Below are 20,281 nucleotides of genomic sequence, written 5' to 3' on the forward strand. Positions count from 1 at the left end.
ACATCTCCACCGTCCCCTTCGATACGGCGAATTTCGGCGATGGTTTCCAGGCGCGGGCCCTGGGTAGCCGCATAAGTGCCGCCGTCAATAACCACGATATCCGCAGATCCCGCCGCCTGCAGCAGACGCTCACGTACCCGCTGACAATAGGGCTCAGAAAAGTCAATATGCACCACCATGCTTTCCCCACCCTCAAAGAAGGTGCTGGGACGCCCACTGGTGTAATCAATCATCTGATCAGGCAGACAGAGGACGCCTGACTGCATGGATGCCGTGATTCCACCCACCGCCGCCACCGCGATAACATGCGTCACCCCGACATGGTGCAGCGCCCAGATATTGGCACGATAATTGACCCGGTGCGGAGGAATGGTGTGCCCATAACCATGACGGGCAATAAACACCACCTCCTGTCCACCAAGCTGGCCAAAAGTCAGCGGGCCAGAAGTTTCACCGAAGGGGGTGCGAATCACCCGACGGTTGCGAATCTGCAAATTTTTGAGCCTGGTCAGACCGCTACCACCGATAATGCCCACCACACCCATCAGCCGTCCTCCGGCAAAACAAAAATACCCGGTGCATTCCGCCCCAGGCCGCGGGCATCCAGCCCGTAACCGAACACAAAGCGGTCCGGCACTTCCAGCCCCACGTAGTCCACCTGTACATCAATCGCGCGAGGACGGACTTTCCGCACCATCACCGCCGTATGAATGGCGGCAGCGCCCTCCGCCATGCAGTATTCCTGCAAAGCTTGCAGGGTGACGCCCTCATCAAGAATATCGTCCACCAGCAAAACCACAGCACCTGCCAGTGGTTCTTTGGGGCGCGTACGCCACTGCAAGGTACCACCACTGGTTTTCGCACCGTAGCGACCGACTTGTACACAGTCGAGCACCAGAGGGAAATGCAGGTGAGGCATCAGTTGACCGACCACCACGACGGCACCCGTCAGCACGCAAAGCAACACCACCGGACGATGCGGCGTCAGATGTTCCAGGTCCTTATTAATGGCAACGGCCATCCGCTGGATGGCCGCCTCCACCTCTTCCGCGCTAAACAGATGCTCAGCGGGCCCTAAGTGGGTAGGTGTCATAATGGCATTAGTAGGTAAAGGTGACCACGTCGTCGTCCATGGCCTGCTCAATGACATAAGCGCCACCGACGATGTCCTGGATTTCGGGGATCAGGTCTTCCTTGGTGCATTCCCACAATTCAAGGGTCGGGGTACAGACAAAGAATTTCACACCTGCTTCATGGGCATCCTTGATAAAGTCATAGACGCTCTTGGGGCTGCCCGGCATAACAAACATTTTCTCCGCAACCCCCTTCTTGGCCAGCTCGCCAGCGCGGGCGGTCAGCACCACTTCGACCTCAAAATCCATCGCGGCAGCCACCGTCGCCTGAAAGAAAGGCGCACCCAACTCCTGGGGGTTGGATGGATCGGTGTTCACCATAACCATCAACAATTTATCAGCCATGTATATCTCCTTAAAAAATTCGGCCTGCCCATCATAGCCGTCCCAGTCCGGCGCCGCGCCATGAAATGATTGATTACACCATAAAAAGTCACAGGGCCATATCAAGCGTTCTTAGATATCGGTTTCCTGTGCCTCAATACGGCGCGCCCGGCTGGCCCGGGTCAGAATATCCCGCTCCTCTGCCAATGCCCGCTTGGCCACCTGAATAGCCTCCAGCAGATCCTGGCGTTTGGACTCGACCAAGTCACCACCCGCATCCATCAGGCGTGCGGTTTTTTCCTGGATTTCATCAATGAGCACACTGATACGTTCTTCGGCCAGCGACTCCATATTGCGCAAGCGATCCCGTCCCTTATCCATAGCGCGGCGCAATTCCTGGCGTGTCTCTGCGCCACTGGCCGGGGCCAGCAACAGGGCGCCAACCGCGCCAACCAGCACTCCGATAACAAAGCCTTCTGCATTCTTCATTGTCGTCTCCTCGCTGTTTCCAGCTAATGTTTCCGGGAAAAATAACGCCACCCTGTGCGCAGCGCACGGTACCACAGTCCCATCTCGTGTATCGGCCGAACCAGGGTATCCGTCGTATCCATGATCTCCTGACTCAGATATCTGAGTGTGGAATCCACCCGCCCCATCTGTATTCGCCCGGTCTGGGTGATGTGTTTAATGTCCGCCAAGGCCACCTTGGCATCAAATACCAGCGGTCCGATGTCCTGTTCAACCCTGGCCAGCAGCCTTTTCAGACGCAACTGGGCCCGTATCAGCACAACCGCTGTCACCGCGATGATCAACAGAATAATGATCATGACAATGGCAATGATGGTTACCCCCGCACTGACACTCATCCTTTCCCCCAGAGCTTCCGCATATCGAAAGCAACCCTCTTAACGCAGTGAAGAGCAACAACCCGACTATGACCCCTGGCCCACCCCGTCATCTTATCGCATTATAAGCCGCATCTGCCGTCTGGGTAAAATCGCGGGTGCCGATATGACGCGCGCAGGCTTCACCAGAATGACAATACATACCCCATCACGGCCAGTCCGGCGACACTCAGCAATCCCAAGGCCACTCTGCTCCAAATCTTGCGAGCACCAGTCAGTAAGTATCGTGGATGTCGGTAGCGATAAGTTTGCCAGACCCCCCAGAGCAGGCCCAGCCATAATCCGGACAGTAACCAGGCCCCAAACACATCACTAGGCCAATGTACCCCCAGGATTAGGCGACTCCAGGAGATGGCTGCGACCAATACCGCGAGCAATGTCACCATCGCCAGACGCAGGCCGCGATGCCGTACCGCAGCAAGGATGTACAGGGCCAAAAGGCCATAGACCACCACACTGAGGCTCACGTGCCCGCTTGGGAACGCAGGCGACAGCATTTCTGCCGCGGTCGGAGGCCGGGCACGTGCCGTAGTCACTTTTACCAACTGAACGAGCACGGCGAATACTACCGCGCCTGAAACCAGCAGAATGCCATCGAAAAAACGCCATGCAGCGAAGCAGGCAGCCGCCATCACTGCTACCAGCCAAGGCAGAAAATCTGGGCCGCCAAGCCGGGTCACCCCGGCCCAGAACGGCTGCCAGACAGGGTCCCGGGACTGTAGAATCTCCGCCTCCCAACGGGCATCCAACAGTGTTCCCCGACGCAAGAGCACACCCGCCAGAAAATCACCAGCGTAAAGCCAGAGCAACGCTGCCACCCCCAAGCCGAGCAGCAATAAAGCCAACAGCTCCCAGCGTTGTGGTCCGCGCAAATTTCAAAACCCCGTATGAAAGCGTCGCCACAACAACAACGCGGCAATCAATACTGCAGCGATGCTCAGCACCAGCACCGCCGCCGCGCCATAGTCCTTCGCGCGCGCTACCAGGGGGTGATATTCCGGGTTTACCAAGTCAGCGAGAGATTCTACGGCGCTGTTGAGCAGCTCTGCCGCCAGCACTGCACCCATGAGCAAAATACCAACCCCCCACCAGATGAGCGATGCCTGAGTCCAGTACAGAAGAATCACGCCCACCACGACTGCCAACAACTCTGCCCGAAAACTGGCTTCCTCACGGGCAGCGACCCACAACCCATGCCCTGCAAAAAAGGCACGCCGCCAGAGTGCGCTGTTTTTTTTCACCAGCCCCCCTGTTCGCGCAGAGACAAGGGCTCGCCGTCGCCGACTATAAAGTGATCCAGCAAGCGCAGGTCAACCAGTTGCATGGCCTGATCCAGACGCCGAGTGAGGGAAAGATCTGCCGCACTGGGTTCCGCCACGCCGGAAGGATGGTTGTGCGCAACGATGAGGGCTGCCGCATTCAACTCCAGGGCGCGCTTCAGCACTTCGCGAATATGCACGGTAGCGCCGTCAATGGTCCCCAGGAACATCTCCTCAAAGCGCAGCACCCGATGGCGATTATCCAAAAAGATCACAGCAAAAACCTCACGGCAGCGGTCGCGCAAAGTGGCAGACAGATACTGTCGCACCCGCTGCGGCGAATCAAGGCTGTCTCCTCGCTGCCATTCCTCGGCGAGATGACGCTTACCCATTTCCAGCACCGCCTGCAAAAGCGCGTATTTGGCATCCCCGAGCCCTTTATGCACACAAAAATCATGATGAGACGCGGTGAGTAATGCCCGCAGGCTACCAAAATTCTGCAGTAAGTCCCTGGCCGGATCCACCGCACTTTTGCCCACCACGCCCACCCGCAGAAATATCGCCAGCAGCTCTGCATCCGACAGAGTCGCTGCCCCTTTTTGCAATAGTCTTTCCCGCGGACGCTCGTCCGCCGGCCAATCAGTGATGGCCATACGCTCCCTCCTTCCCTTACACTAGGAATGTGATGATGGAAAGCGTATTCAACACGACAGAGCCCCTCGCTGGCAAACGAATTCTTCTGGGTGTAGGTGGCAGCATCGCCGCCTACAAGAGCCCGGAGATCGTGCGCGCCCTGCGCCAGGCAGGAGTAGAACTGCGCGTGGTCATGACACGGGGCGCTGCACAGTTTGTAACGCCGCTGACTTTGCAAGCCGTGAGTGGGGAGCCCGTGCGTAGCGACCTCTTTGCCGCCGCCGAAGAGGCGGCCATGGACCACGTCCGCCTGGCACGCTGGGCCGACGCCCTCCTAATCGCACCCATCTCCGCCAATGGAATGGCCCGCCTCGCCCAAGGCTTGGCCGATGACCTGCTCAGTACCGTCGTTCTCGCCAACCGTGCGCCGCTCTTTCTCGCACCCGCGATGAACAGTGCCATGTGGGCACACCCTGCGACGCAGCGCAATGTCGCCCAGTTGCAGGCGGATGGCGCCCACTTTTTGGGTCCGGACAGCGGCAGTCTCGCCTGTGGTGAGGAAGGTACCGGACGACTGTTGGCACCAGAGCGCATGGTGGGTGAACTACGTCTCGCTCTGGCCGAGAAAACCCTGCGCGGGCAACGTGTCCTCATTACCGCCGGGCCAACTTGGGAAGCGATCGATCCCGCTCGCGGTCTGAGCAATCGCGCCAGTGGCCGCCAAGGTTTTGCCCTCGCCCAGGCCTGCGCGGAGGCGGGGGCGGAGGTGTTGCTGATTACCGGCACTACCCATGAACAAACGCCGCCGGGAGTAAGCCGCCAGGATGTTCTCTCTGCACAGGACATGCTCGCGGCCTGCCTGCAGGCACTGGACAAGCCCACGGATATCTTCATCGCCAATGCCGCCGTCGCCGACCACAGGCCGAGTCAGTTCAGCGCGCATAAACTAGGCAAAACGGATATCGCAAACCCTTTGCCTCTCAGCATTAATCCCGATATCGTCAGCATGGTCCATCAGGACCCTCGGCGACCACGCTATATTGTCGCTTTTGCCGCCGAGACCCACAACCACCTCGCCACTGCAAGCACCAAGGCGCAGCGCAAGGGGGCGGACATCATCGTAGTCAACGATATTACTTCCGCCGATATGGGGATGGGTGCTACCGACAATGCCTGCAGTATTTTGCAGGGCGAACGGGTACTGCACATCCCCCGTTGCAGCAAAATGGATCTCGCGCGCCATCTGGTGCGTCACCTCAGCACGTTTTTTCCACCTTCCGGTACGGAGTACGAAGACCTTACATGAGCAATCTGCAAATTCGCATTCTTGATCCACGCATCGGCCAGCAATGGCCCCTCCCCCATTATGCCAGCGCCGACGCCGCAGGCATGGACCTGCGCGCCTGCCTGGACGCCCCGCTGCAACTGGCTCCCGGGCAGGCAGAACTCGTCTCCGCCGGGTTTGCCATGCATATCGGCGACCCGCAGGTTACGGCACTGTTGCTGCCGCGCTCGGGTCTCGGACATCGCGGCCTGGTACTGGGTAATCTGGTCGGTCTCATCGATGCGGATTATCAGGGACCACTAAAGATTTCTCTGTGGAATCGGGGCGCTGCAGAGATGGTCATTGAACCCGGTGAGCGCGTAGCGCAAATGGTGCTGGTGCCGATTATTCGCCCTGACATTACGCTGGTGGCCAGTTTTACCACTAGCGAACGGGGCGTCGCAGGCTTTGGCAGCACCGGACGTCAGTAGACGCCAATATGTCAGGACCCGCGATACCGCCCGGCTTCTCCGCGTATCCTGAAAATAGTGAATAAAAAACCGGCCTCGAGCATCAGGCCGGTTTTTTTCAGAACAATCTCTGACTATTCAGCAGTGGCCGCTTGCCGATCTACAAGCTCAACAATAGCCAACGGCGCATTGTCACCAGCCCGAAAGCCGTACTTAACAATACGCAGATAACCGCCTGGACGCGCCAGATAGTGTGGACCGAGATCATCAAACAACTTGACCACAGCCTGGCGATCACGCAAACGCGAAAACGCCAACCGCCGCTTGGCCACTGTCGCATCCTTCGCCAGCGTGATCATCGGCTCCGCAAAACGCCGCAGCTCTTTCGCCTTGGGTAACGTGGTAACGATTCGCTCATGATGAAACAAGGACACCATCATATTGGCAAACATCGCCTGCCGATGACTACTATTACGATTTAACTGTTTACCACTTTTGCGATGACGCATAACCCCATTCCCTCTACAAAATTTCTAACGTTAACTGCTGATCGAATCCGCATCGGCAGCTCGCCCAGGCACCGGTGGCAAATTTTCCGGTGGCCAATTGTCGAGTCGCATCCCCAACGTAAGGCCATGCGCCACTAAAACTTCCTTTATCTCGTTGAGAGACTTGCGTCCGAGATTAGGCGCTTTCAGAAGCTCCTGCTCCGACTTCTGAACCAAATCTCCGATGTAAAAAATATCCTCGGCTTTCAAACAGTTCGCCGATCGTACCGTAAGCTCCAGGTCATCGACCGGGCGGACCAACAATGGCGTAAGGCTTTCATTGGCCTGCGCCTGTGACGCCTCAGGTATTTCCTTCGTTTCCGCACCGGCTAACACACCGAGCTGACTGCGGAAAATACGGGAAGCCTCTTGCACCGCCCAAATCGGGTCGACCACGCCATTCGTCTCGACATCGAGTATCAGACGGTCCAGGTCAGTACGCTGCTCTACCCGCGCACTTTCCACCAGATAGCTTACGCGCAATACGGGACTGAAACTCGCGTCCAGAGCCATCACACCGATGCGCTTTTCATGACTCTGCCGACGCGTGGCAGCTGCGTCGTAGCCCCTGCCCTCGTCAATACGCAAATGAAGCACCAGTTCAACGTCGCGGGTTAAAGTGGCAATCACTTGATCAGGATTGGCCACCTCAATGCCGTGCTCGGACACGATATCCGCACCCGTCATTTGACCTGGGCCACGCTTACGCAGCGTCACCACCGCGTCTCCGCGTCCATGCGCACGAACTGCCAACATTTTCAAGTTGAGCAGAATATCCACGACATCTTCCTGCACCCCTTCGATGCTGGAATATTCATGCAACACTCCTTCAATCTCGACTTCCGTAACCGCCGCACCTTTGAGAGACGATAACAACACTCGGCGCAACCCACTACCCAAGGTGTGACCAAAGCCACGTTCCAAGGGTCCGAGGGCAATACGCGCACGGTGTGCTGAAACTTCTTCCACATCGACGCCCTGCGGACGCAACAGCTCTCCTACCTCAGTCATAAGCGTTCCTCAACCCCCGGTCTTACTTAGAGTACAACTCCACGACGACCTGTTCGTTCAAATCCGGAGCGATATCTTCTCGCACCGGTACGGCTTTGATAGTGCCCTTGAGTTCGGTAGTGTCCATACTCACCCATTCCGGGAAACCACGGCCAGCCGCAGCCTCTACCGCAGAGACAATACGCATGTGCGCTCGAGCACCCTCTGCAACGCTCACCACGTCACCGGCGCGGACCTGATAAGACGGGATATCCACACGCCGTCCATTCACCAGAATGTGACCGTGGCGAACCACCTGCCGCGCCTCAGCACGAGATGCTCCGAACCCTAAACGATAGGCCACATTGTCGAGACGTAACTCCAGAAAACGCAGCAACAACTCGCCGGTAACGCCCCGCGTCTGGCTGGCACGCTGGAAATAGCGACGGAACTGTCCTTCCAGTACGCCATAGATACGCCGGATTTTTTGCTTTTCACGTAACTGACCGCCGTATTCACTGACACGTCCGCGTCGTTGACCATGCTGCCCTGGGGCGTAGGCTCGTATACTCACTGGACATTTATCAGAAAAGCACTTCTCGCCTTTGAGAAATAATTTCCCACCTTCGCGCCGACACAAACGACAACTCGGACCCGTATATTTAGCCACAGATAACCTCCACCTAAAAATTAAACACGCCGCTTTTTAGGCGGACGGCATCCGTTATGGGGAATCGGCGTCACGTCGCGAATGCTCGCAATACGGAAGCCAATAGAATGAAGTGCACGCACCGTACTCTCTCGACCCGGCCCCGGTCCCCGCACTTCGACATCCAGGTTCTTAACACCATATTCCTGCGCTTTTTTGCCCGCGTTTTCCGCTGCCACCTGTGCAGCGAAAGGTGTACTTTTACGTGAACCACGGAACCCCGACCCGCCAGAGCTGGCCCAAGTTAAAACGTTGCCCTGACGATCACTGATCGTGATAATCGTGTTGTTGAAGGACGCATAAATGTGCGCAACACCGTCAAGAACGTTTTTCTTGACCTTCTTTCGCACACGGGAGTTCGCTTGTGTTTTCGCCATTGCTAGAATCTTCCTGCTTAACGCGTAATGGACTTAGCGGGACCCTTACGCGTACGCGCATTGGTCTTTGTCCGCTGGCCGTGAACGGGGAGACCGCGGCGATGCCGTATTCCGCGATAACAACCCAAATCCATCAGACGTTTGATATTCATGGTGACTTCGCGGCGTAAATCGCCCTCCACCAGGAACTTCGCAACCTCTGACCGTATGCGTTCAAGCTCGGGCTCGCTGATATCCTTGACTCGCATATCAAAGGCAATTTCCGCCGCGCTCAAAACATGCTGAGCTCGCGTCTTACCAATGCCATAAATATACGTCAAGGCAATTTCTATTTGTTTATTGTTCGGAATATTTACACCAGCGATGCGGGCCATCCGCAGTTCCTCCAAGAGACTGAGTGGGTTGACCCCACAGACTAAACAGTTTCGCCTACCGCCTTAACCTTGGCGCTGCTTATGGCGAGGTTCAACACAAATCACGCGAACCACACCATTACGACGAACAATTTTGCAGTTACGACAAAGCTTCTTTACCGATGCGCGAACCTTCATGACTACCCCCTATTTGGCACGATAAATGATGCGACCCTTGGTTAAATCATAGGGCGTCATCTCTACGGTAACCTTATCCCCTGGTAAAATGCGGATATAATGCATCCGCATTTTACCGGAGATATGTGCATTAACGACATAACCATTCTCCAAGCGTACCTTAAACGTCGCACTCGGCAAATTCTCTATTACCTCACCCTGCATTTCCAGGGTATCTTCTTTCGACATTTAGCGTACTACCCCTACCGCTTCCACGATTCTAGAGAATACTTCATCGGCTTCGCCCTCCCCACTCACCAGATGATAGGCAGGTCGATCGTGATAATAAGCGATCAAGGGCGCAGTCTCCGCCTGATAGACAGCCAGCCGTTTACGAATTACTGCGGGCTGATCATCCTCACGTTGCAACAACACACCCCCACAGATATCGCAGACCCCATTAACCGCAGGCGCGTGGTAGCGTATGTGATAAATCGCCCCGCATTTCGAACACACCCTCCGCCCGGAGAGACGTTCGACAATTTCTTCGTCAGACAAATTTATATGCAGCACCGCGGTAATTTGGTCGCCATGCGCACTTACTAAGTTATCAAGCGCATTCGCCTGATGGATGGTTCGGGGAAATCCGTCGAAGACCACCCCTGCCGCCGCGTCTGGAAGAAGTAGCCGCTCCGCGACGATACCGATAATAATTTCATCACCCACCAGCGCGCCGGACTCCATCACTGCCGCAGCACGCAGTCCAATCTCCCTACCAGACTGAACCGAGGCGCGGAGCATATCACCAGTGGAGACGTGAGGCAAGTCCATTAACTGGGCAAGGCGTTGGGCCTGCGTGCCCTTACCGACGCCAGGCGCACCAAGAAAAATCAAATGCTTTGCCACTATCAGTGTCCACTGAGAGGGTTTTTGCGAATCAACCCTTCGTACTGATGCGTTAGCAGATGGCTCTGAATCTGCCCCATTAAATCCATCATCACCACAACGACGATCAGCAGGCTGGTACCACCAAAATAGAATGGTACGTTGTACTGGACAATAAGGAACTCTGGCAGCAGGCAAACCAGGGTCAGATATATGGCACCCCAAAGCGTGAGCCGGGTAAGGATACGATCCATGTATTTCGCTGTATGCTCGCCAGGCCGAATCCCCGGCACAAAGCCGCCAGACTTTTTCAGATTATCTGCGGTGTCGCGAGGATTAAACACCATGGCGGTGTAAAAAAAGGCAAAAAACACAATCGCCGTGGTGAATACCACGACGTAAAGCGCAGACCCTGGACTCAAGGCTTGTCCAAAGCGCGCCAGCCACTCCATCCCGGGCACATTAGCGAACCATCCAGATAGTGTCGCTGGCAAAAGGATGATGCTAGATGCAAAGATCGGCGGAATTACGCCAGACATGTTCACCTTGAGCGGCATGTGCGTGCTCTGGCCTCCATATATCTTACGGCCAACCTGCCGCTTGGCGTATTGGATGGGAATACGTCTCTGCGCACTCTCCATGAATACCACAAAGCCGGTCACTCCCAGCGCAAGGACAAAAAGCGCTACAATGAACAGCGGCTGAAACTGTCCGGTTTTGGTTAGCTCAAAAGTTGTCCCGATGGCATCTGGCAGGCCTGCGACAATACCGGCAAATATAATCATAGAGATGCCATTACCGATTCCTCGCTCCGTAATTTGTTCTCCAACCCACATCAAAAAGACGGTGCCGCAGGCAAGCGAAATGGTTGTCGTGAACAGGAACAGCGGACCTGGATCAATTACCACAGGAAGATGTCCGGCGTGCATCTTTTCAATCGCGATAGCGATTCCCAAGCCTTGCATCAGGGCAAGTATGACCGTGGCATAACGTGTATACTCCGTTATTTTACGGCGCCCCGCCTCACCTTCCTTTTTAAGTTCTTCCAGCTTCGGAAAAACTGCCCCTGCCAACTGGAATATGATTGACGCGCTGATGTAAGGCATGATCCCTAGTGCGAAAACCGTCAGTCGGGAGAGTGCGCCCCCCGAAAACATATTGAACATGCCCAGGATAGTTCCCCGCTGCTGATTAAAAAAAGCCGCCATCGCCGCAGGGTCAATTCCTGGCACGGGTATATGTGCCCCAACACGAAAAACCAGAAGCGCGCCCAGCAGAAAAAGGATGCGGTTACGTAACTCATTGATCTTTCCGGCCCCCTGTGCGGCGCCCCCAATGCTACGTAACCCGGCCATTAACCTTCTATCCTTCCGCCAGCATTCTCAATGGCCGCCCGGGCACCCGCGCTTACGCGCAGGCCACGCACGGTTAAAGCCTGGGTGAGTTCGCCGGTCAAAATAACTTTAACCGAATCCGGCGAGCCGCGAACGATGCGCCGAAGCAACAAGCCTTCGAGGTCTACTACGCCGTCAATCGCCGCAGACTCCAGTTGGGACAACGCCACCTCAACGACGTGGACACCTAATGCATTACGGAACCCACGCTTAGGAATACGTCTTTGCAACGGCATCTGACCGCCTTCGAAACCCACCTTATGGTAACCACCGGAGCGGGCATGCTGACCCTTGTGACCACGACCGGCTGTTTTGCCTAAACCGCTTCCGATACCACGTCCAACACGGCGACGGTCTTTTTTCGAGCCCTCTGCAGGCGCAATCGTATTTAATTTCATCACAGCTCTTCCCAGCGAAGTAGATAAGGTATTTTATTGACCATCCCACGAATCTCTGGAGTATCCAAACGTTCTACCGAATGATTTGTGTGACGCAACCCTAATCCCAGCACAACCCGACGATGCTTTTCAGCGACGCCAATCAGACTTTTTACCAGCGTGATGCGCAGTTGCTTACTCATCGTGCCCTCCCTGGCCGCGAATCTCCTTCAAACTTTTGCCACGTTTCATAGCGATAGCCTGAGGACTGGCAAGCTTATTAAAAGCATCGAAAGTCGCGCGAACAACGTTGATAGGGTTGTTAGAACCCAGAGACTTGGCAACCACATTCCGCAGTCCCACGGCCTCACAAACTGCACGCATCGCACCACCAGCGATTACGCCACTACCTTCTGGAGCCGGCCGCAGCATTACTCGCGCTGCGCCATGGCGCCCTTCTACCGGGTAAGGAATCGTGCCGCCCTTCATCAAAGGTATGCTCGTCATCCATCGGCGCGCCCGGTCGGTGGCCTTTTGAATACCCGCAGGGACTTCTTTGGCCTTTCCGCGGCCAAAGCCAACCTTTCCATCTCCATCGCCCACCACCATGAGCGCCGCAAAGCCGAACTGCCGCCCGCCTTTGACCACCTTGGAAACGCGGTTGATGTGAATAAGTTTTTCCTGCATTCCATCGTTGGATTGCGTATCGCGATTTTCCCGTGCCATCTTAGCTCTCCATCAGAACGACAACCCGCCTTCGCGGGCGGCGTCGGCCAAAGCTCTCACCCGACCATGGTAACGATATCCGCTACGGTCAAATGCCACTTCCTTAACGCCCACAGCCAGTGCCTTCGCTGCAACCCGTTGTCCGATAGTTGCGGCGGCGGCCACATCCGCGCCGCGCGCCATTTGCGTCCGGAGTTCAGCCTCCAAGCTAGATGCCTGCGCCAAAACTATGCCCTGCGCGTCGTCAATCACCTGAGCATAAATATGCTTACCAGAGCGGAAAACAGAGAGCCGTGGTTTGGCTTGCGATGCAATGCGGGCCCGCGTCTTGCGCGCCCGACGAAGCCTTGCCGAATTTTTATTCATAGTAGTAAGCCTCAAGCATTATTTTTTCTTCGCTTCTTTACGTCTAACATTTTCACCGGCGTAGCGTACGCCCTTACCCTTGTAGGGCTCCGGAGGACGATAGGCACGGATATCTGCCGCGATCTGCCCGATTTTTTGCTTATCGATTCCCCGAATGACAATTTCCGTCTGCGTCGGCGTTTCGATGGTGATATCGTCGGGCACTGGATAATCCACCGGATGGGAGAAACCAAGACTCAAGCTGAGCGTTTTACCCTTCGCTTGGGCCCGGTAACCCACACCGATAATTTCTAGTTTTTGTTCAAAGCCTTGTGAGACGCCTTCTACCATATTATTCAATAAAGCCCGCATGGTCCCAGCCTGGGCATTTTGGTCTTCTGCCCAAGTGAGTGACGCGATACCGGCATCTACCTGCAATTCCACAGCCGGATGGCAAGGGACTGACATCTCGCCTTTAGGCCCCTTCACCACCATGCGGTGATCCGCAACATGGACTTCGACGCCCTTAGGTAGAGGCACTGGCTGTTTCGCTACACGAGACATTTTTGTCCTCCCCCTAGGATACGACGCAGAGAACTTCACCACCGATGCCCGCGGTGCGAGCCGCGCGATCAGTCATAATTCCCTGAGAAGTGGATATAATGGCGATGCCGAATCCGTCGCGCACTCGCGGCAAGTCCTCGGCACCACGATAAACGCGAACACCAGGCCGACTCACCCGCCGAATCTCGGCAATAACACCCGCACCCGCATAGTACTTTAACGTTACGTTCAGAACGGGATGACCGTTCGCCACGTCTTCTTTCACATCCAGAATGTACCCCTCTTCCACTAAAACCCGTGCAATAGCACGTTTCAGCTTGGAAGCGGGCATCTGCACTTTCGCCTTATTTACCTGTTGCGCATTACGAATGCGCGTCAGCATATCAGCAATAGGATCCGTCACGCTCATCGTGTTTCCTCACCAGCTCGCTTTAACGATACCGGGAATCGACCCAGCCGAGGCATGCTTACGAAAGCACAAACGACAGAGGCCAAACTTCCGATAGTAACCGCGTGAACGCCCGCACAATTTGCACCGGTGATACGCACGCACCTTAAATTTTGGAGTCCTTTCAGACTTTGCGATCAATGATTTCTTTGCCACGCGTCAAACTCCTTCAAGACCGAAAGGGCATCTTGAAGGCTTTCAAAAGCCCAAGGCCCTCTTCATCATTCTTGGCTGTGGTAGTGAATACCACGTCCAACCCGCGCAAACGATCAATTTTGTCATATTCAATTTCAGGGAATATGATCTGCTCTTTCACGCCCATCGTATAATTTCCACGCCCATCAAACGACCGCGGCGAAAGACCACGAAAGTCTCTGATACGGGGAATAGCCACACTGACAAGACGATCCAAAAACTCGTACATCAAAATCCCACGCAGAGTCACCATGCACCCAATGGGGTAACCATCACGTATTTTGAAAGCCGCTACGGACTTCCGTGCGCGCGTGACTACGGGCTTCTGACCTGCAATTTTGGTCATATCACCAACCGCTGCTTCGAGAATTTTTTTGTCGCCAACAGCTTCACCCACTCCCATGTTCAGGGTGATCTTCCGCAGTTTTGGCACTTCCATCACACTACTGAAGCCAAAATCCTGCATCAGCTTCGGCGCAATGGACGTTTTATACAACGAATGCAAACGTGCTTCCATATTATTTCCCTTGCTTAACGGCGGCCAATAACTTCGCCGTTGCTCTTAAAAACACGCACTTTCTGCCCGTCCTCAAGCACCTTATAACCAATTCGATCCCCGTTACCGGTAGCGGCATTAAAAATTGCCACATTGGATACATGAATTGGCGCCTCTTTTTCCACGATGCCGCCAGGCTTGCCCATGCGATCAGGACGAACGTGCCGCTTGATCATGTTCACCTTTTCGACCACCACCCGTGACTCTTCCCGGAGCACCTTGAGCACTTTACCACGCTTGCCCTTGTCCTTACCGGTAAGAATCACGACCTCATCGTCCTTACGTACCTTCAACATGGTCATCCCCTACAGCACTTCCGGCGCCAATGAAATTATCTTCATAAAATTCGCCCCGCGTAACTCGCGTGTCACCGGGCCAAAAATACGTGTACCAATAGGCTGCAACTGGTTATTTAAGAGCACAGCCGCATTGCTGTCGAAACGAATCAAGGATCCATCTTCGCGGCGCACCCCCTTGCGAGTACGCACGACGAGCGCGTTGTAAACATCGCCCTTTTTTACCTTCCCGCGCGGGACGGCATCTTTGATGCTCACCTTGATGACATCACCGATACCGGCGTAACGCCGATGTGAACCACCGAGCACCTTGATACACATCACTTCCCGTGCACCGCTATTGTCGGCAACGCTCAGCCTGGTCTGCATCTGTATCATGCGTTATCCCCTTCCACGATACCCTCGGCAAGCACTTTCACCAAACGCCAGCTCTTGGTTTTCGACAAAGGACGGCATTCTTCAATTTTCACGGTGTCGCCGATCCGGCAGGCGTTTTCCGCATCGTGGGCGTGAAATTTCTTGGATCGCCGAATGTATTTTTTATAGAGCGGATGTTGAATACGACGCTCAACATTGACGACTATCGTCTTATCCATAAGGTTGCTAACCACCGTACCAACCAAACTACGTGGGTTCTTCGCCTCGGTCATGAGTGCGCTTCCTTCTTCACAGTAATGGCTGTCCGCACGCGCGCGATATCACGACGCACGGTGCGTAAACGCGACGTTTTTGCAAGCTGCCCAGTCGCGTGTTGCATACGCAACCTGAACTGCTCCTCAAGAAGGAGCATCAATTGCGCCTGGCAGCCTGCCAGATCCAGTTTTTGAACTTCCTGAGCTTTCATCCCATCACCCGCCTACTCACAAAGACTGTCTGTACCGGAAGCTTGGCCGCGCCTAGCGCAAACGCCTCACGAGCCACCTCTTCCGTTACGCCCTCCATTTCGTAAAGTACCTTACCCGGCTGAATCAAGGCGACCCAGTATTCCGGATTACCTTTACCTTTGCCCATACGCACTTCCGCTGGCTTTTTGCTGATCGGCTTGTCCGGAAAAATACGAATCCACATGCGGCCGCCGCGCTTTACATGCCGACTGATGGCGCGGCGCGCGGCTTCAAGCTGACGCGCGGTGATACGACCACGACCAACGGCTTTAAGACCAAACTCGCCAAAGCTTACCTTATTACCGCGAGTAGCAATACCACGATTGCGACCCTTATGTTGTTTGCGAAATTTTGTTCGTTTAGGCTGCAGCATCGGAAACTCCCGTCACTTCTGGCGGGCAGCGGCCGTTTGCGCCGTGCTCCACTCAAGGATTTCGCCTTTGAAGATCCACACCTTTACCCCGATAATTCCGTAGGTGGTGTTCGCCTCTGCGAAACCATAGTCAATATCAGCGCGCAACGTATGCAATGGAACGCGGCCCTCCCGATACCATTCAGTACGGGCAATTTCTGCTCCGCCAAGACGACCAGCGCAGTTGATACGCATGCCTAACGCCCCAAAACGCATGGCGTTAGTAACTGCGCGTTTCATCGCGCGGCGAAACATAATGCGGCGGACAAGCTGCTGCGCAACACTTTCGGCCACTAACTGCGCGTCCAGTTCGGGCTTACGGATTTCTTCCACATTAATATGGACAGGAACCCCCATGCGCTTCTGTACGTCGTGACGAAGCTTTTCAATATCTTCGCCCTTTTTACCGATAACAATGCCGGGCCGCGCGGTATGCACAGTAATACGCGCGCTACGCGCGGGGCGCTCAATGATAATGTCAGAAACAGCGCCGCCGGCAAGTCGTTCACGAATAAACTGACGGACCTTGATGTCTTCCAACAACTTCTCTTGGAAGTCGCCTTTACCATACCACCGAGAATTCCAATTCTTAATGATTCCCAGACGCAGTCCGATTGGATTGGTTTTTTGTCCCATATGTTCCTCAGTTAACTCTCTGCGACGACAACGGTGATATGGCTAGTGCGCTTTAGTATCCGTGAGCCGCGCCCCTTCGCTCTAGCCGCGAAGCGTTTGAGCACCGCTCCACCGTCAATCATGATCTGCTCGACCACCAAAGCATCTACGTCTGCCCCTTCGTTATTTTCGGCGTTAGCAATAGCAGATTCCAGACATTTGCGAATCGGAAGTGCAGCCTTTTTTGTGGTAAAGCGCAGGATCTCCAGCGCCTTACCCACTGGCTGTCCGCGTACCAGATCAGCGACGAGACGCGCCTTTTGGGGAGACATCTGAAGTCCTTTTAGCACTGCTGACGATTTCATCACACTCCCCTTTAGCGCTTAGCTTTCTTGTCGGCGACGTGACCCTTGAAGGTCCGCGTTAATGCAAATTCGCCGAGCTTGTGGCCAACCATATTCTCGTTTACGACTACAGGAATATGTTGACGTCCGTTATGGACGCTAATAGTCAAGCCAATGAAATCAGGTGTAATCGTCGAACGGCGCGACCAGGTCTTAATCGGACGACGGCTGCTGCTCGCCTGAGCACTCTGCACTTTACGGTCCAAATGCTCATCAATGAACGGACCTTTTTTAATCGAACGTGGCACGTGAAATCCTCTTAACCCCTAACGCGAACGACGGCGCACAATCATACTGCTCGTACGCTTGTTTCTACGGGTACGATAACCCTTAGTCGGTTGTCCCCATGGCGATACCGGATGACGTCCACCAGAGGTACGACCCTCTCCACCACCATGCGGATGATCCACTGGGTTCATCACTACCCCGCGAACGGTGGGGCGTACGCCGCGCCAACGCATCGCACCTGCTTTACCCAGTTGGCGGGACCCGTGTTCTTCGTTCCCCACCTCACCTATAGTAGCGCGGCAGGATACATGAATCCGTCGCACTTCACCAGAGCGCAAACGCACTTGAGCATAATCTCCTTCGCGCGCCATAAGCTGAGCTGAAGCCCCCGCGGATCGCGCGATTTGACCGCCCTTGCCTGGTCGCATCTCAATATTATGCACCACGGAGCCCACCGGAATGCCTCGCAGTGGCATACAATTACCTGGCTTAACAGGCGTCTGCTCCGCCGAAAGTACGGGATCCCCAACCGCCATACCTTTTGCCGCAAGTATGTAACGACGCTCGCCGTCCACGTAACAAATCAGAGCAATATGTGCCGAACGGTTGGGATCGTACTCTAAGCGCTCCACCTTGCCCGGTACATCAAACTTATTACGCTTAAAATCTACCAGGCGATAATGCGATTTATGACCACCGCCCTGATGACGCCGCGTGATACGACCGAGATTATTGCGCCCGCCGCTATGGGATTGTGCCTCAACCAAAGTCGGATGTGGATCGCCCTTGTGAAGGCGTGTGTCTAGCGCTTTTACTACGAACCGCCGCCCTGCAGAGGTCGGCTTAGTTTTAATTAATGCCATGTTTTATCCCTTTTCCTCAGGCAACGCCGTAATCTATGCTGCTGCCCTCGGCCAGCCGTACATAGGCTTTCTTCCAGGAAGAGCGGCGCCCCACATGACGACCCATACGCTTTTCCTTACCCATATAGTTACAGGTCTGAACAGAAAGCACCTGTACCTCAAAAAGCTTCTCAACCGCCGACTTGATTTCCAGTTTTGTAGAATCACGGGCGACCTTAAACACGAATTGATTTGCCTTCTGCTGCACCATCGTGCTTTTTTCGCTGATAATAGGTGCCAGTAAGACAAGATATTGACGTTCCGCGTTCATCCGTACACCTCACCTAACCTGGCTGCCGCTTCGGTATCCAACAACACTCGACCATACTGGAGAAGGTCAGCAGGCCCGATATCTTGCCAACCAGCGATACCCACTCTCGGAAAATTACGCAAGCCCAGGAAAAGATTCAACGGAACCTCACCCATGACAAGCAAAAAATTATCTCCGCCCGCGCGGCTCAACCAGTCTTTGGCTAATCGACTCCGCGGCTCGCCGAGATCCTCTTGCTGAATGATTTGCAAGCGACCCTGACGCAGCAACTCCGCCAGCACTGTGCGCATTGCCCCGGCCCACATTTTTTTGTTGATCTTTTGGGTGTAGTTTTCATTCCCACCAGGAAAGGCCCGTCCACCGCCGCGCCAGATTGGGCTGCGAATACTGCCGGCGCGCGCGCGACCGGTACCCTTCTGTTTCCACGGCTTGCGTCCACCACCACGCACTGCCGCGCGATTCTTCTGTACGGCGTTCGCCGAACGCATACCGGCCATCTGAGCCACCACGACCTGATGCAACAATGCCTCATTATAAGGCACTCCAAACACACCATCGGCGACCTCGATATCGCTGCTTTTCCCGGTGGTCACTTCCAAGCTTTGCACTTGCATTATTTTTCTCCTAACCACGCACGGCGGGACGAACCATCACGTCCCCGTCACGGGCACCGGGAACAGCGCCTTTCACCATGAGCAAGCGCCGAGTTGCATCAATACGCACCAGTTCAAGGTTAAGCGTCGTGACTTGTTCCGCGCCCAAATGCCCCGCCATTTTCTTACCCTTAAATACCCGTCCAGGTGTCTGGCGACAACCAATAGAACCAGGTGCATTGTGGGCCCGCGAGTTACCGTGACTAGCCCGGTTGCTCCGGAAATTGTGGCGCTTGATGGCGCCAGCGAAGCCTTTACCTTTGCTAACGCCAGACACGTCCACGCGCTGTCCTTCGGCGAAAATGTCCAGATCGATATCCGCACCGCAAGCATAAGTAGTGGTATCCGCCACACGGAACTCCCGTAATAGCCGCCCAGGAGCAATGCCATTTTTACGAAAGTGTCCCGCCAGAGCAGAGGTTACCCTCTGTGGACGGCGTGTACCGGTTGCCACCTGCACTGCACAGTAACCGTCTGTGGCGATATCTTTAACCTGTGCCACCGTATTCGGCGCCACATGAATGACGGTTACCGGCAGCACACGCCCGTCGTCTGCAACGATACGCGTCATACCTACTTTCCGTCCGATCAGGCCCATTACCATTGTATCGTCCTTTATAATTACAGCTTGATCTCGACATCGACGCCAGCCGCCAGATCAAGTTTGATCAGGGCATCCACCGTCTTGTCGTTGGGATCCAGAATGTCGAGTAAGCGCTTGTGCGTACGCTGTTCAAATTGATCACGCGCATTTTTATCCACGTGCGGCGAGCGCAAAACCGTAAAGCGTTCTATTTTTGTAGGAAGAGGAATCGGCCCACAAACGCGCGCACCGGTCCGCCGCGCGGTTTCTACGATTTCCGCAGCAGAAATGTCGAGCATGCGATAATCATACGATTTAAGGCGAATACGAATTTTAGAACTGTCCATTATTCGACCACCTTGGAGACCACGCCAGCGCCAACGGTACGGCCGCCTTCGCGT

The 20,281-nt window shown here is 55.0% G+C and carries 40 protein-coding genes; 2 read left to right on the forward strand and 38 right to left on the reverse strand.

All coding sequences use genetic code 11. The annotated features are described in order from the left end of the window. From Q0C48_RS08175 to radC, 8 genes are all read right to left on the reverse strand, one after another. The coding region (locus Q0C48_RS08175; RefSeq protein WP_291523277.1) for an S-methyl-5'-thioinosine phosphorylase at positions 1–545 on the reverse strand (545 nt) is incomplete at its 3' end. Further along, positions 545–1,150 carry a hypoxanthine-guanine phosphoribosyltransferase gene (locus Q0C48_RS08180; RefSeq protein ID WP_291523279.1) on the reverse strand — a complete coding sequence of 202 codons (606 nt, stop codon included), beginning with the start codon at positions 1,148–1,150 and terminating at the stop codon, positions 545–547. The genes Q0C48_RS08175 and Q0C48_RS08180, both read right to left, overlap by 1 nt. Next, on the reverse strand, positions 1,101–1,478 hold the full coding sequence (locus tag Q0C48_RS08185; protein ID WP_012536107.1) for a DsrE/DsrF/DrsH-like family protein: 378 nt from the start codon (positions 1,476–1,478) through the stop codon (positions 1,101–1,103). The genes Q0C48_RS08180 and Q0C48_RS08185 overlap by 50 nt, the downstream gene beginning before the upstream one ends. Before the next feature lie 111 nt (positions 1,479–1,589). After that, a complete protein-coding gene (locus Q0C48_RS08190; protein WP_291523282.1) occupies positions 1,590–1,946 on the reverse strand; it encodes a YtxH domain-containing protein in 357 nt (118 codons plus the stop codon). A gap of 23 nt (positions 1,947–1,969) precedes the next feature. Further along, a complete protein-coding gene (locus tag Q0C48_RS08195) occupies positions 1,970–2,323 on the reverse strand; it encodes a hypothetical protein (RefSeq protein WP_291523284.1) in 354 nt (117 codons plus the stop codon). A gap of 161 nt (positions 2,324–2,484) precedes the next feature. Then, positions 2,485–3,234, reverse strand: coding sequence for a phosphatase PAP2 family protein (locus tag Q0C48_RS08200; RefSeq protein ID WP_291523285.1), 750 nt, complete (start codon positions 3,232–3,234; stop codon positions 2,485–2,487). 3 nt (positions 3,235–3,237) lie between these two features. After that, the gene (locus tag Q0C48_RS08205; protein WP_291523286.1) at positions 3,238–3,603 is read right to left on the reverse strand and encodes a diacylglycerol kinase; all 366 of its coding nucleotides are present in this window, start codon (positions 3,601–3,603) and stop codon (positions 3,238–3,240) included. Continuing rightward, positions 3,600–4,274: a DNA repair protein RadC gene (radC, locus tag Q0C48_RS08210; protein WP_291523287.1), complete on the reverse strand. Its 675-nt coding sequence runs from the start codon at positions 4,272–4,274 to the stop codon at positions 3,600–3,602. The genes Q0C48_RS08205 and radC overlap by 4 nt, the downstream gene beginning before the upstream one ends. Positions 4,275–4,306: 32 nt before the next feature. Between radC and coaBC the strand changes: the two genes are divergently transcribed. Together coaBC and dut are read left to right on the forward strand one after the other, a co-directional pair. After that, a complete protein-coding gene (gene coaBC / locus Q0C48_RS08215; protein WP_291523290.1) occupies positions 4,307–5,560 on the forward strand; it encodes a bifunctional phosphopantothenoylcysteine decarboxylase/phosphopantothenate--cysteine ligase CoaBC in 1,254 nt (417 codons plus the stop codon). Further along, a complete protein-coding gene (gene dut, locus Q0C48_RS08220; RefSeq protein ID WP_291523292.1) occupies positions 5,557–6,009 on the forward strand; it encodes a dUTP diphosphatase in 453 nt (150 codons plus the stop codon). Before coaBC ends, dut begins: the two co-directional genes overlap by 4 nt. Positions 6,010–6,122: 113 nt before the next feature. Here dut and rplQ read toward each other — a convergent pair whose 3' ends face one another. The 30 genes from rplQ to rpsJ all read right to left on the reverse strand — a co-directional run bounded on the left by rplQ (position 6,123) and on the right by rpsJ (position 20,227). Then, positions 6,123–6,497: a 50S ribosomal protein L17 gene (gene rplQ / locus Q0C48_RS08225; RefSeq protein WP_271779571.1), complete on the reverse strand. Its 375-nt coding sequence runs from the start codon at positions 6,495–6,497 to the stop codon at positions 6,123–6,125. A 30-nt stretch (positions 6,498–6,527) separates the two neighbouring features. Next, complete coding sequence (rpoA, locus tag Q0C48_RS08230) at positions 6,528–7,547, reverse strand: DNA-directed RNA polymerase subunit alpha (protein WP_291523294.1); 1,020 nt, start codon at positions 7,545–7,547, stop codon at positions 6,528–6,530. 22 nt (positions 7,548–7,569) lie between these two features. Continuing rightward, positions 7,570–8,196: a 30S ribosomal protein S4 gene (rpsD, locus tag Q0C48_RS08235; RefSeq protein ID WP_291523296.1), complete on the reverse strand. Its 627-nt coding sequence runs from the start codon at positions 8,194–8,196 to the stop codon at positions 7,570–7,572. A 20-nt stretch (positions 8,197–8,216) separates the two neighbouring features. Next, complete coding sequence (gene rpsK / locus Q0C48_RS08240; protein WP_291510128.1) at positions 8,217–8,612, reverse strand: 30S ribosomal protein S11; 396 nt, start codon at positions 8,610–8,612, stop codon at positions 8,217–8,219. 17 nt (positions 8,613–8,629) lie between these two features. Further along, entirely contained in the window at positions 8,630–8,986 is a 357-nt protein-coding gene (gene rpsM / locus Q0C48_RS08245; protein ID WP_014030011.1) for a 30S ribosomal protein S13, read from the reverse strand. 63 nt (positions 8,987–9,049) lie between these two features. After that, complete coding sequence (gene rpmJ, locus Q0C48_RS08250) at positions 9,050–9,163, reverse strand: 50S ribosomal protein L36 (protein WP_009568281.1); 114 nt, start codon at positions 9,161–9,163, stop codon at positions 9,050–9,052. A gap of 9 nt (positions 9,164–9,172) precedes the next feature. Then, complete coding sequence (infA, locus tag Q0C48_RS08255; protein ID WP_010639668.1) at positions 9,173–9,391, reverse strand: translation initiation factor IF-1; 219 nt, start codon at positions 9,389–9,391, stop codon at positions 9,173–9,175. Then, positions 9,392–10,048 (reverse strand): adenylate kinase, encoded by a 657-nt coding sequence (locus Q0C48_RS08260; protein ID WP_291523299.1) that lies wholly within the window; start codon positions 10,046–10,048, stop codon positions 9,392–9,394. It abuts the gene before it with no gap. Positions 10,049–10,050: 2 nt separating this feature from the next. Beyond that, positions 10,051–11,382 (reverse strand): preprotein translocase subunit SecY, encoded by a 1,332-nt coding sequence (gene secY, locus Q0C48_RS08265; RefSeq protein ID WP_291523301.1) that lies wholly within the window; start codon positions 11,380–11,382, stop codon positions 10,051–10,053. After that, entirely contained in the window at positions 11,382–11,819 is a 438-nt protein-coding gene (rplO, locus tag Q0C48_RS08270) for a 50S ribosomal protein L15 (RefSeq protein ID WP_291523303.1), read from the reverse strand. Before rplO ends, secY begins: the two co-directional genes overlap by 1 nt. Beyond that, complete coding sequence (gene rpmD / locus Q0C48_RS08275) at positions 11,819–12,001, reverse strand: 50S ribosomal protein L30 (protein WP_291523305.1); 183 nt, start codon at positions 11,999–12,001, stop codon at positions 11,819–11,821. Before rpmD ends, rplO begins: the two co-directional genes overlap by 1 nt. After that, a complete protein-coding gene (gene rpsE / locus Q0C48_RS08280; RefSeq protein WP_291523306.1) occupies positions 11,994–12,524 on the reverse strand; it encodes a 30S ribosomal protein S5 in 531 nt (176 codons plus the stop codon). Before rpsE ends, rpmD begins: the two co-directional genes overlap by 8 nt. A 12-nt stretch (positions 12,525–12,536) precedes the next feature. Beyond that, positions 12,537–12,890, reverse strand: a complete 354-nt coding sequence (rplR, locus tag Q0C48_RS08285; RefSeq protein ID WP_291523308.1) for a 50S ribosomal protein L18 — start codon at positions 12,888–12,890, stop codon at positions 12,537–12,539. Between the two features lie 18 nt (positions 12,891–12,908). Beyond that, positions 12,909–13,433 (reverse strand): 50S ribosomal protein L6, encoded by a 525-nt coding sequence (gene rplF, locus Q0C48_RS08290; protein ID WP_291523309.1) that lies wholly within the window; start codon positions 13,431–13,433, stop codon positions 12,909–12,911. 13 nt (positions 13,434–13,446) lie between these two features. Then, complete coding sequence (gene rpsH / locus Q0C48_RS08295; RefSeq protein WP_291523311.1) at positions 13,447–13,842, reverse strand: 30S ribosomal protein S8; 396 nt, start codon at positions 13,840–13,842, stop codon at positions 13,447–13,449. Positions 13,843–13,851: 9 nt separating this feature from the next. Beyond that, positions 13,852–14,037: a type Z 30S ribosomal protein S14 gene (locus Q0C48_RS08300; RefSeq protein WP_012536091.1), complete on the reverse strand. Its 186-nt coding sequence runs from the start codon at positions 14,035–14,037 to the stop codon at positions 13,852–13,854. A 13-nt stretch (positions 14,038–14,050) separates the two neighbouring features. Continuing rightward, on the reverse strand, positions 14,051–14,593 hold the full coding sequence (gene rplE / locus Q0C48_RS08305) for a 50S ribosomal protein L5 (RefSeq protein ID WP_014030020.1): 543 nt from the start codon (positions 14,591–14,593) through the stop codon (positions 14,051–14,053). A gap of 14 nt (positions 14,594–14,607) precedes the next feature. Next, positions 14,608–14,928, reverse strand: coding sequence for a 50S ribosomal protein L24 (gene rplX, locus Q0C48_RS08310; protein WP_291523314.1), 321 nt, complete (start codon positions 14,926–14,928; stop codon positions 14,608–14,610). Between the two features lie 9 nt (positions 14,929–14,937). After that, entirely contained in the window at positions 14,938–15,306 is a 369-nt protein-coding gene (gene rplN / locus Q0C48_RS08315; RefSeq protein WP_014030022.1) for a 50S ribosomal protein L14, read from the reverse strand. Next, the gene (rpsQ, locus tag Q0C48_RS08320) at positions 15,303–15,578 is read right to left on the reverse strand and encodes a 30S ribosomal protein S17 (protein ID WP_291523317.1); all 276 of its coding nucleotides are present in this window, start codon (positions 15,576–15,578) and stop codon (positions 15,303–15,305) included. Before rpsQ ends, rplN begins: the two co-directional genes overlap by 4 nt. Further along, positions 15,575–15,772 carry a 50S ribosomal protein L29 gene (gene rpmC / locus Q0C48_RS08325; protein WP_291523318.1) on the reverse strand — a complete coding sequence of 66 codons (198 nt, stop codon included), beginning with the start codon at positions 15,770–15,772 and terminating at the stop codon, positions 15,575–15,577. Before rpmC ends, rpsQ begins: the two co-directional genes overlap by 4 nt. Beyond that, positions 15,769–16,185, reverse strand: a complete 417-nt coding sequence (gene rplP, locus Q0C48_RS08330; RefSeq protein ID WP_291523320.1) for a 50S ribosomal protein L16 — start codon at positions 16,183–16,185, stop codon at positions 15,769–15,771. Before rplP ends, rpmC begins: the two co-directional genes overlap by 4 nt. A 12-nt stretch (positions 16,186–16,197) precedes the next feature. Next, on the reverse strand, positions 16,198–16,860 hold the full coding sequence (gene rpsC, locus Q0C48_RS08335) for a 30S ribosomal protein S3 (protein ID WP_215851921.1): 663 nt from the start codon (positions 16,858–16,860) through the stop codon (positions 16,198–16,200). A gap of 11 nt (positions 16,861–16,871) precedes the next feature. Then, on the reverse strand, positions 16,872–17,204 hold the full coding sequence (rplV, locus tag Q0C48_RS08340; RefSeq protein ID WP_014030027.1) for a 50S ribosomal protein L22: 333 nt from the start codon (positions 17,202–17,204) through the stop codon (positions 16,872–16,874). 11 nt (positions 17,205–17,215) lie between these two features. Then, positions 17,216–17,491: a 30S ribosomal protein S19 gene (gene rpsS / locus Q0C48_RS08345; protein WP_010639699.1), complete on the reverse strand. Its 276-nt coding sequence runs from the start codon at positions 17,489–17,491 to the stop codon at positions 17,216–17,218. 18 nt (positions 17,492–17,509) lie between these two features. Then, positions 17,510–18,334: a 50S ribosomal protein L2 gene (gene rplB / locus Q0C48_RS08350; RefSeq protein ID WP_291523325.1), complete on the reverse strand. Its 825-nt coding sequence runs from the start codon at positions 18,332–18,334 to the stop codon at positions 17,510–17,512. Positions 18,335–18,350: 16 nt separating this feature from the next. Further along, positions 18,351–18,644, reverse strand: a complete 294-nt coding sequence (rplW, locus tag Q0C48_RS08355; protein ID WP_291523327.1) for a 50S ribosomal protein L23 — start codon at positions 18,642–18,644, stop codon at positions 18,351–18,353. Then, entirely contained in the window at positions 18,641–19,258 is a 618-nt protein-coding gene (rplD, locus tag Q0C48_RS08360) for a 50S ribosomal protein L4 (RefSeq protein WP_291523329.1), read from the reverse strand. The genes rplW and rplD overlap by 4 nt, the downstream gene beginning before the upstream one ends. A gap of 10 nt (positions 19,259–19,268) precedes the next feature. Beyond that, positions 19,269–19,901: a 50S ribosomal protein L3 gene (rplC, locus tag Q0C48_RS08365; protein WP_291523331.1), complete on the reverse strand. Its 633-nt coding sequence runs from the start codon at positions 19,899–19,901 to the stop codon at positions 19,269–19,271. Between the two features lie 17 nt (positions 19,902–19,918). Then, positions 19,919–20,227 carry a 30S ribosomal protein S10 gene (gene rpsJ / locus Q0C48_RS08370; RefSeq protein WP_012536086.1) on the reverse strand — a complete coding sequence of 103 codons (309 nt, stop codon included), beginning with the start codon at positions 20,225–20,227 and terminating at the stop codon, positions 19,919–19,921. Positions 20,228–20,281: the final 54 nt, after the last annotated feature.

The sequence above is a fragment of the Acidithiobacillus sp. genome, assembly GCF_023255755.1.
GTDB lineage: Bacteria > Pseudomonadota > Gammaproteobacteria > Acidithiobacillales > Acidithiobacillaceae > Acidithiobacillus.

Excerpts from the sequence above, each read along its gene's own strand:
- rpmJ (WP_009568281.1), bottom strand. The coding sequence starts at position 9,163 with ATGAAGGTTCGCGCATCGGTAAAGAAGCTTTGTCGTAACTGCAAAATT.
- dut (WP_291523292.1), top strand. The coding sequence starts at position 5,557 with ATGAGCAATCTGCAAATTCGCATTCTTGATCCACGCATCGGCCAGCAA.
- rplD (WP_291523329.1), bottom strand. The coding sequence starts at position 19,258 with ATGCAAGTGCAAAGCTTGGAAGTGACCACCGGGAAAAGCAGCGATATC.
- rpsE (WP_291523306.1), bottom strand. The coding sequence starts at position 12,524 with ATGGCACGGGAAAATCGCGATACGCAATCCAACGATGGAATGCAGGAA.
- radC (WP_291523287.1), bottom strand. The coding sequence starts at position 4,274 with ATGGCCATCACTGATTGGCCGGCGGACGAGCGTCCGCGGGAAAGACTA.
- rplP (WP_291523320.1), bottom strand. The coding sequence starts at position 16,185 with ATGCTGCAGCCTAAACGAACAAAATTTCGCAAACAACATAAGGGTCGC.
- Q0C48_RS08190 (WP_291523282.1), bottom strand. The coding sequence starts at position 1,946 with ATGAAGAATGCAGAAGGCTTTGTTATCGGAGTGCTGGTTGGCGCGGTT.
- rpmC (WP_291523318.1), bottom strand. The coding sequence starts at position 15,772 with ATGAAAGCTCAGGAAGTTCAAAAACTGGATCTGGCAGGCTGCCAGGCG.
- rplC (WP_291523331.1), bottom strand. The coding sequence starts at position 19,901 with ATGGTAATGGGCCTGATCGGACGGAAAGTAGGTATGACGCGTATCGTT.
- rpsM (WP_014030011.1), bottom strand. The coding sequence starts at position 8,986 with ATGGCCCGCATCGCTGGTGTAAATATTCCGAACAATAAACAAATAGAA.
- Q0C48_RS08185 (WP_012536107.1), bottom strand. The coding sequence starts at position 1,478 with ATGGCTGATAAATTGTTGATGGTTATGGTGAACACCGATCCATCCAAC.
- rplB (WP_291523325.1), bottom strand. The coding sequence starts at position 18,334 with ATGGCATTAATTAAAACTAAGCCGACCTCTGCAGGGCGGCGGTTCGTA.
- rplV (WP_014030027.1), bottom strand. The coding sequence starts at position 17,204 with ATGAAATCGTCAGCAGTGCTAAAAGGACTTCAGATGTCTCCCCAAAAG.
- rpsH (WP_291523311.1), bottom strand. The coding sequence starts at position 13,842 with ATGAGCGTGACGGATCCTATTGCTGATATGCTGACGCGCATTCGTAAT.
- rpsQ (WP_291523317.1), bottom strand. The coding sequence starts at position 15,578 with ATGACCGAGGCGAAGAACCCACGTAGTTTGGTTGGTACGGTGGTTAGC.
- rpsK (WP_291510128.1), bottom strand. The coding sequence starts at position 8,612 with ATGGCGAAAACACAAGCGAACTCCCGTGTGCGAAAGAAGGTCAAGAAA.
- rplN (WP_014030022.1), bottom strand. The coding sequence starts at position 15,306 with ATGATACAGATGCAGACCAGGCTGAGCGTTGCCGACAATAGCGGTGCA.
- infA (WP_010639668.1), bottom strand. The coding sequence starts at position 9,391 with ATGTCGAAAGAAGATACCCTGGAAATGCAGGGTGAGGTAATAGAGAAT.
- rplX (WP_291523314.1), bottom strand. The coding sequence starts at position 14,928 with ATGTTGAAGGTACGTAAGGACGATGAGGTCGTGATTCTTACCGGTAAG.
- Q0C48_RS08195 (WP_291523284.1), bottom strand. The coding sequence starts at position 2,323 with ATGAGTGTCAGTGCGGGGGTAACCATCATTGCCATTGTCATGATCATT.
- rplW (WP_291523327.1), bottom strand. The coding sequence starts at position 18,644 with ATGAACGCGGAACGTCAATATCTTGTCTTACTGGCACCTATTATCAGC.
- rplQ (WP_271779571.1), bottom strand. The coding sequence starts at position 6,497 with ATGCGTCATCGCAAAAGTGGTAAACAGTTAAATCGTAATAGTAGTCAT.
- rplR (WP_291523308.1), bottom strand. The coding sequence starts at position 12,890 with ATGAATAAAAATTCGGCAAGGCTTCGTCGGGCGCGCAAGACGCGGGCC.
- rplO (WP_291523303.1), bottom strand. The coding sequence starts at position 11,819 with ATGAAATTAAATACGATTGCGCCTGCAGAGGGCTCGAAAAAAGACCGT.
- rpmD (WP_291523305.1), bottom strand. The coding sequence starts at position 12,001 with ATGAGTAAGCAACTGCGCATCACGCTGGTAAAAAGTCTGATTGGCGTC.
- rplE (WP_014030020.1), bottom strand. The coding sequence starts at position 14,593 with ATGGAAGCACGTTTGCATTCGTTGTATAAAACGTCCATTGCGCCGAAG.
- rpoA (WP_291523294.1), bottom strand. The coding sequence starts at position 7,547 with ATGACTGAGGTAGGAGAGCTGTTGCGTCCGCAGGGCGTCGATGTGGAA.
- coaBC (WP_291523290.1), top strand. The coding sequence starts at position 4,307 with ATGATGGAAAGCGTATTCAACACGACAGAGCCCCTCGCTGGCAAACGA.
- rpsC (WP_215851921.1), bottom strand. The coding sequence starts at position 16,860 with ATGGGACAAAAAACCAATCCAATCGGACTGCGTCTGGGAATCATTAAG.
- secY (WP_291523301.1), bottom strand. The coding sequence starts at position 11,382 with ATGGCCGGGTTACGTAGCATTGGGGGCGCCGCACAGGGGGCCGGAAAG.
- rpsJ (WP_012536086.1), bottom strand. The coding sequence starts at position 20,227 with ATGGACAGTTCTAAAATTCGTATTCGCCTTAAATCGTATGATTATCGC.
- rplF (WP_291523309.1), bottom strand. The coding sequence starts at position 13,433 with ATGTCTCGTGTAGCGAAACAGCCAGTGCCTCTACCTAAGGGCGTCGAA.
- Q0C48_RS08180 (WP_291523279.1), bottom strand. The coding sequence starts at position 1,150 with ATGTCATTGAGCAGGCCATGGACGACGACGTGGTCACCTTTACCTACT.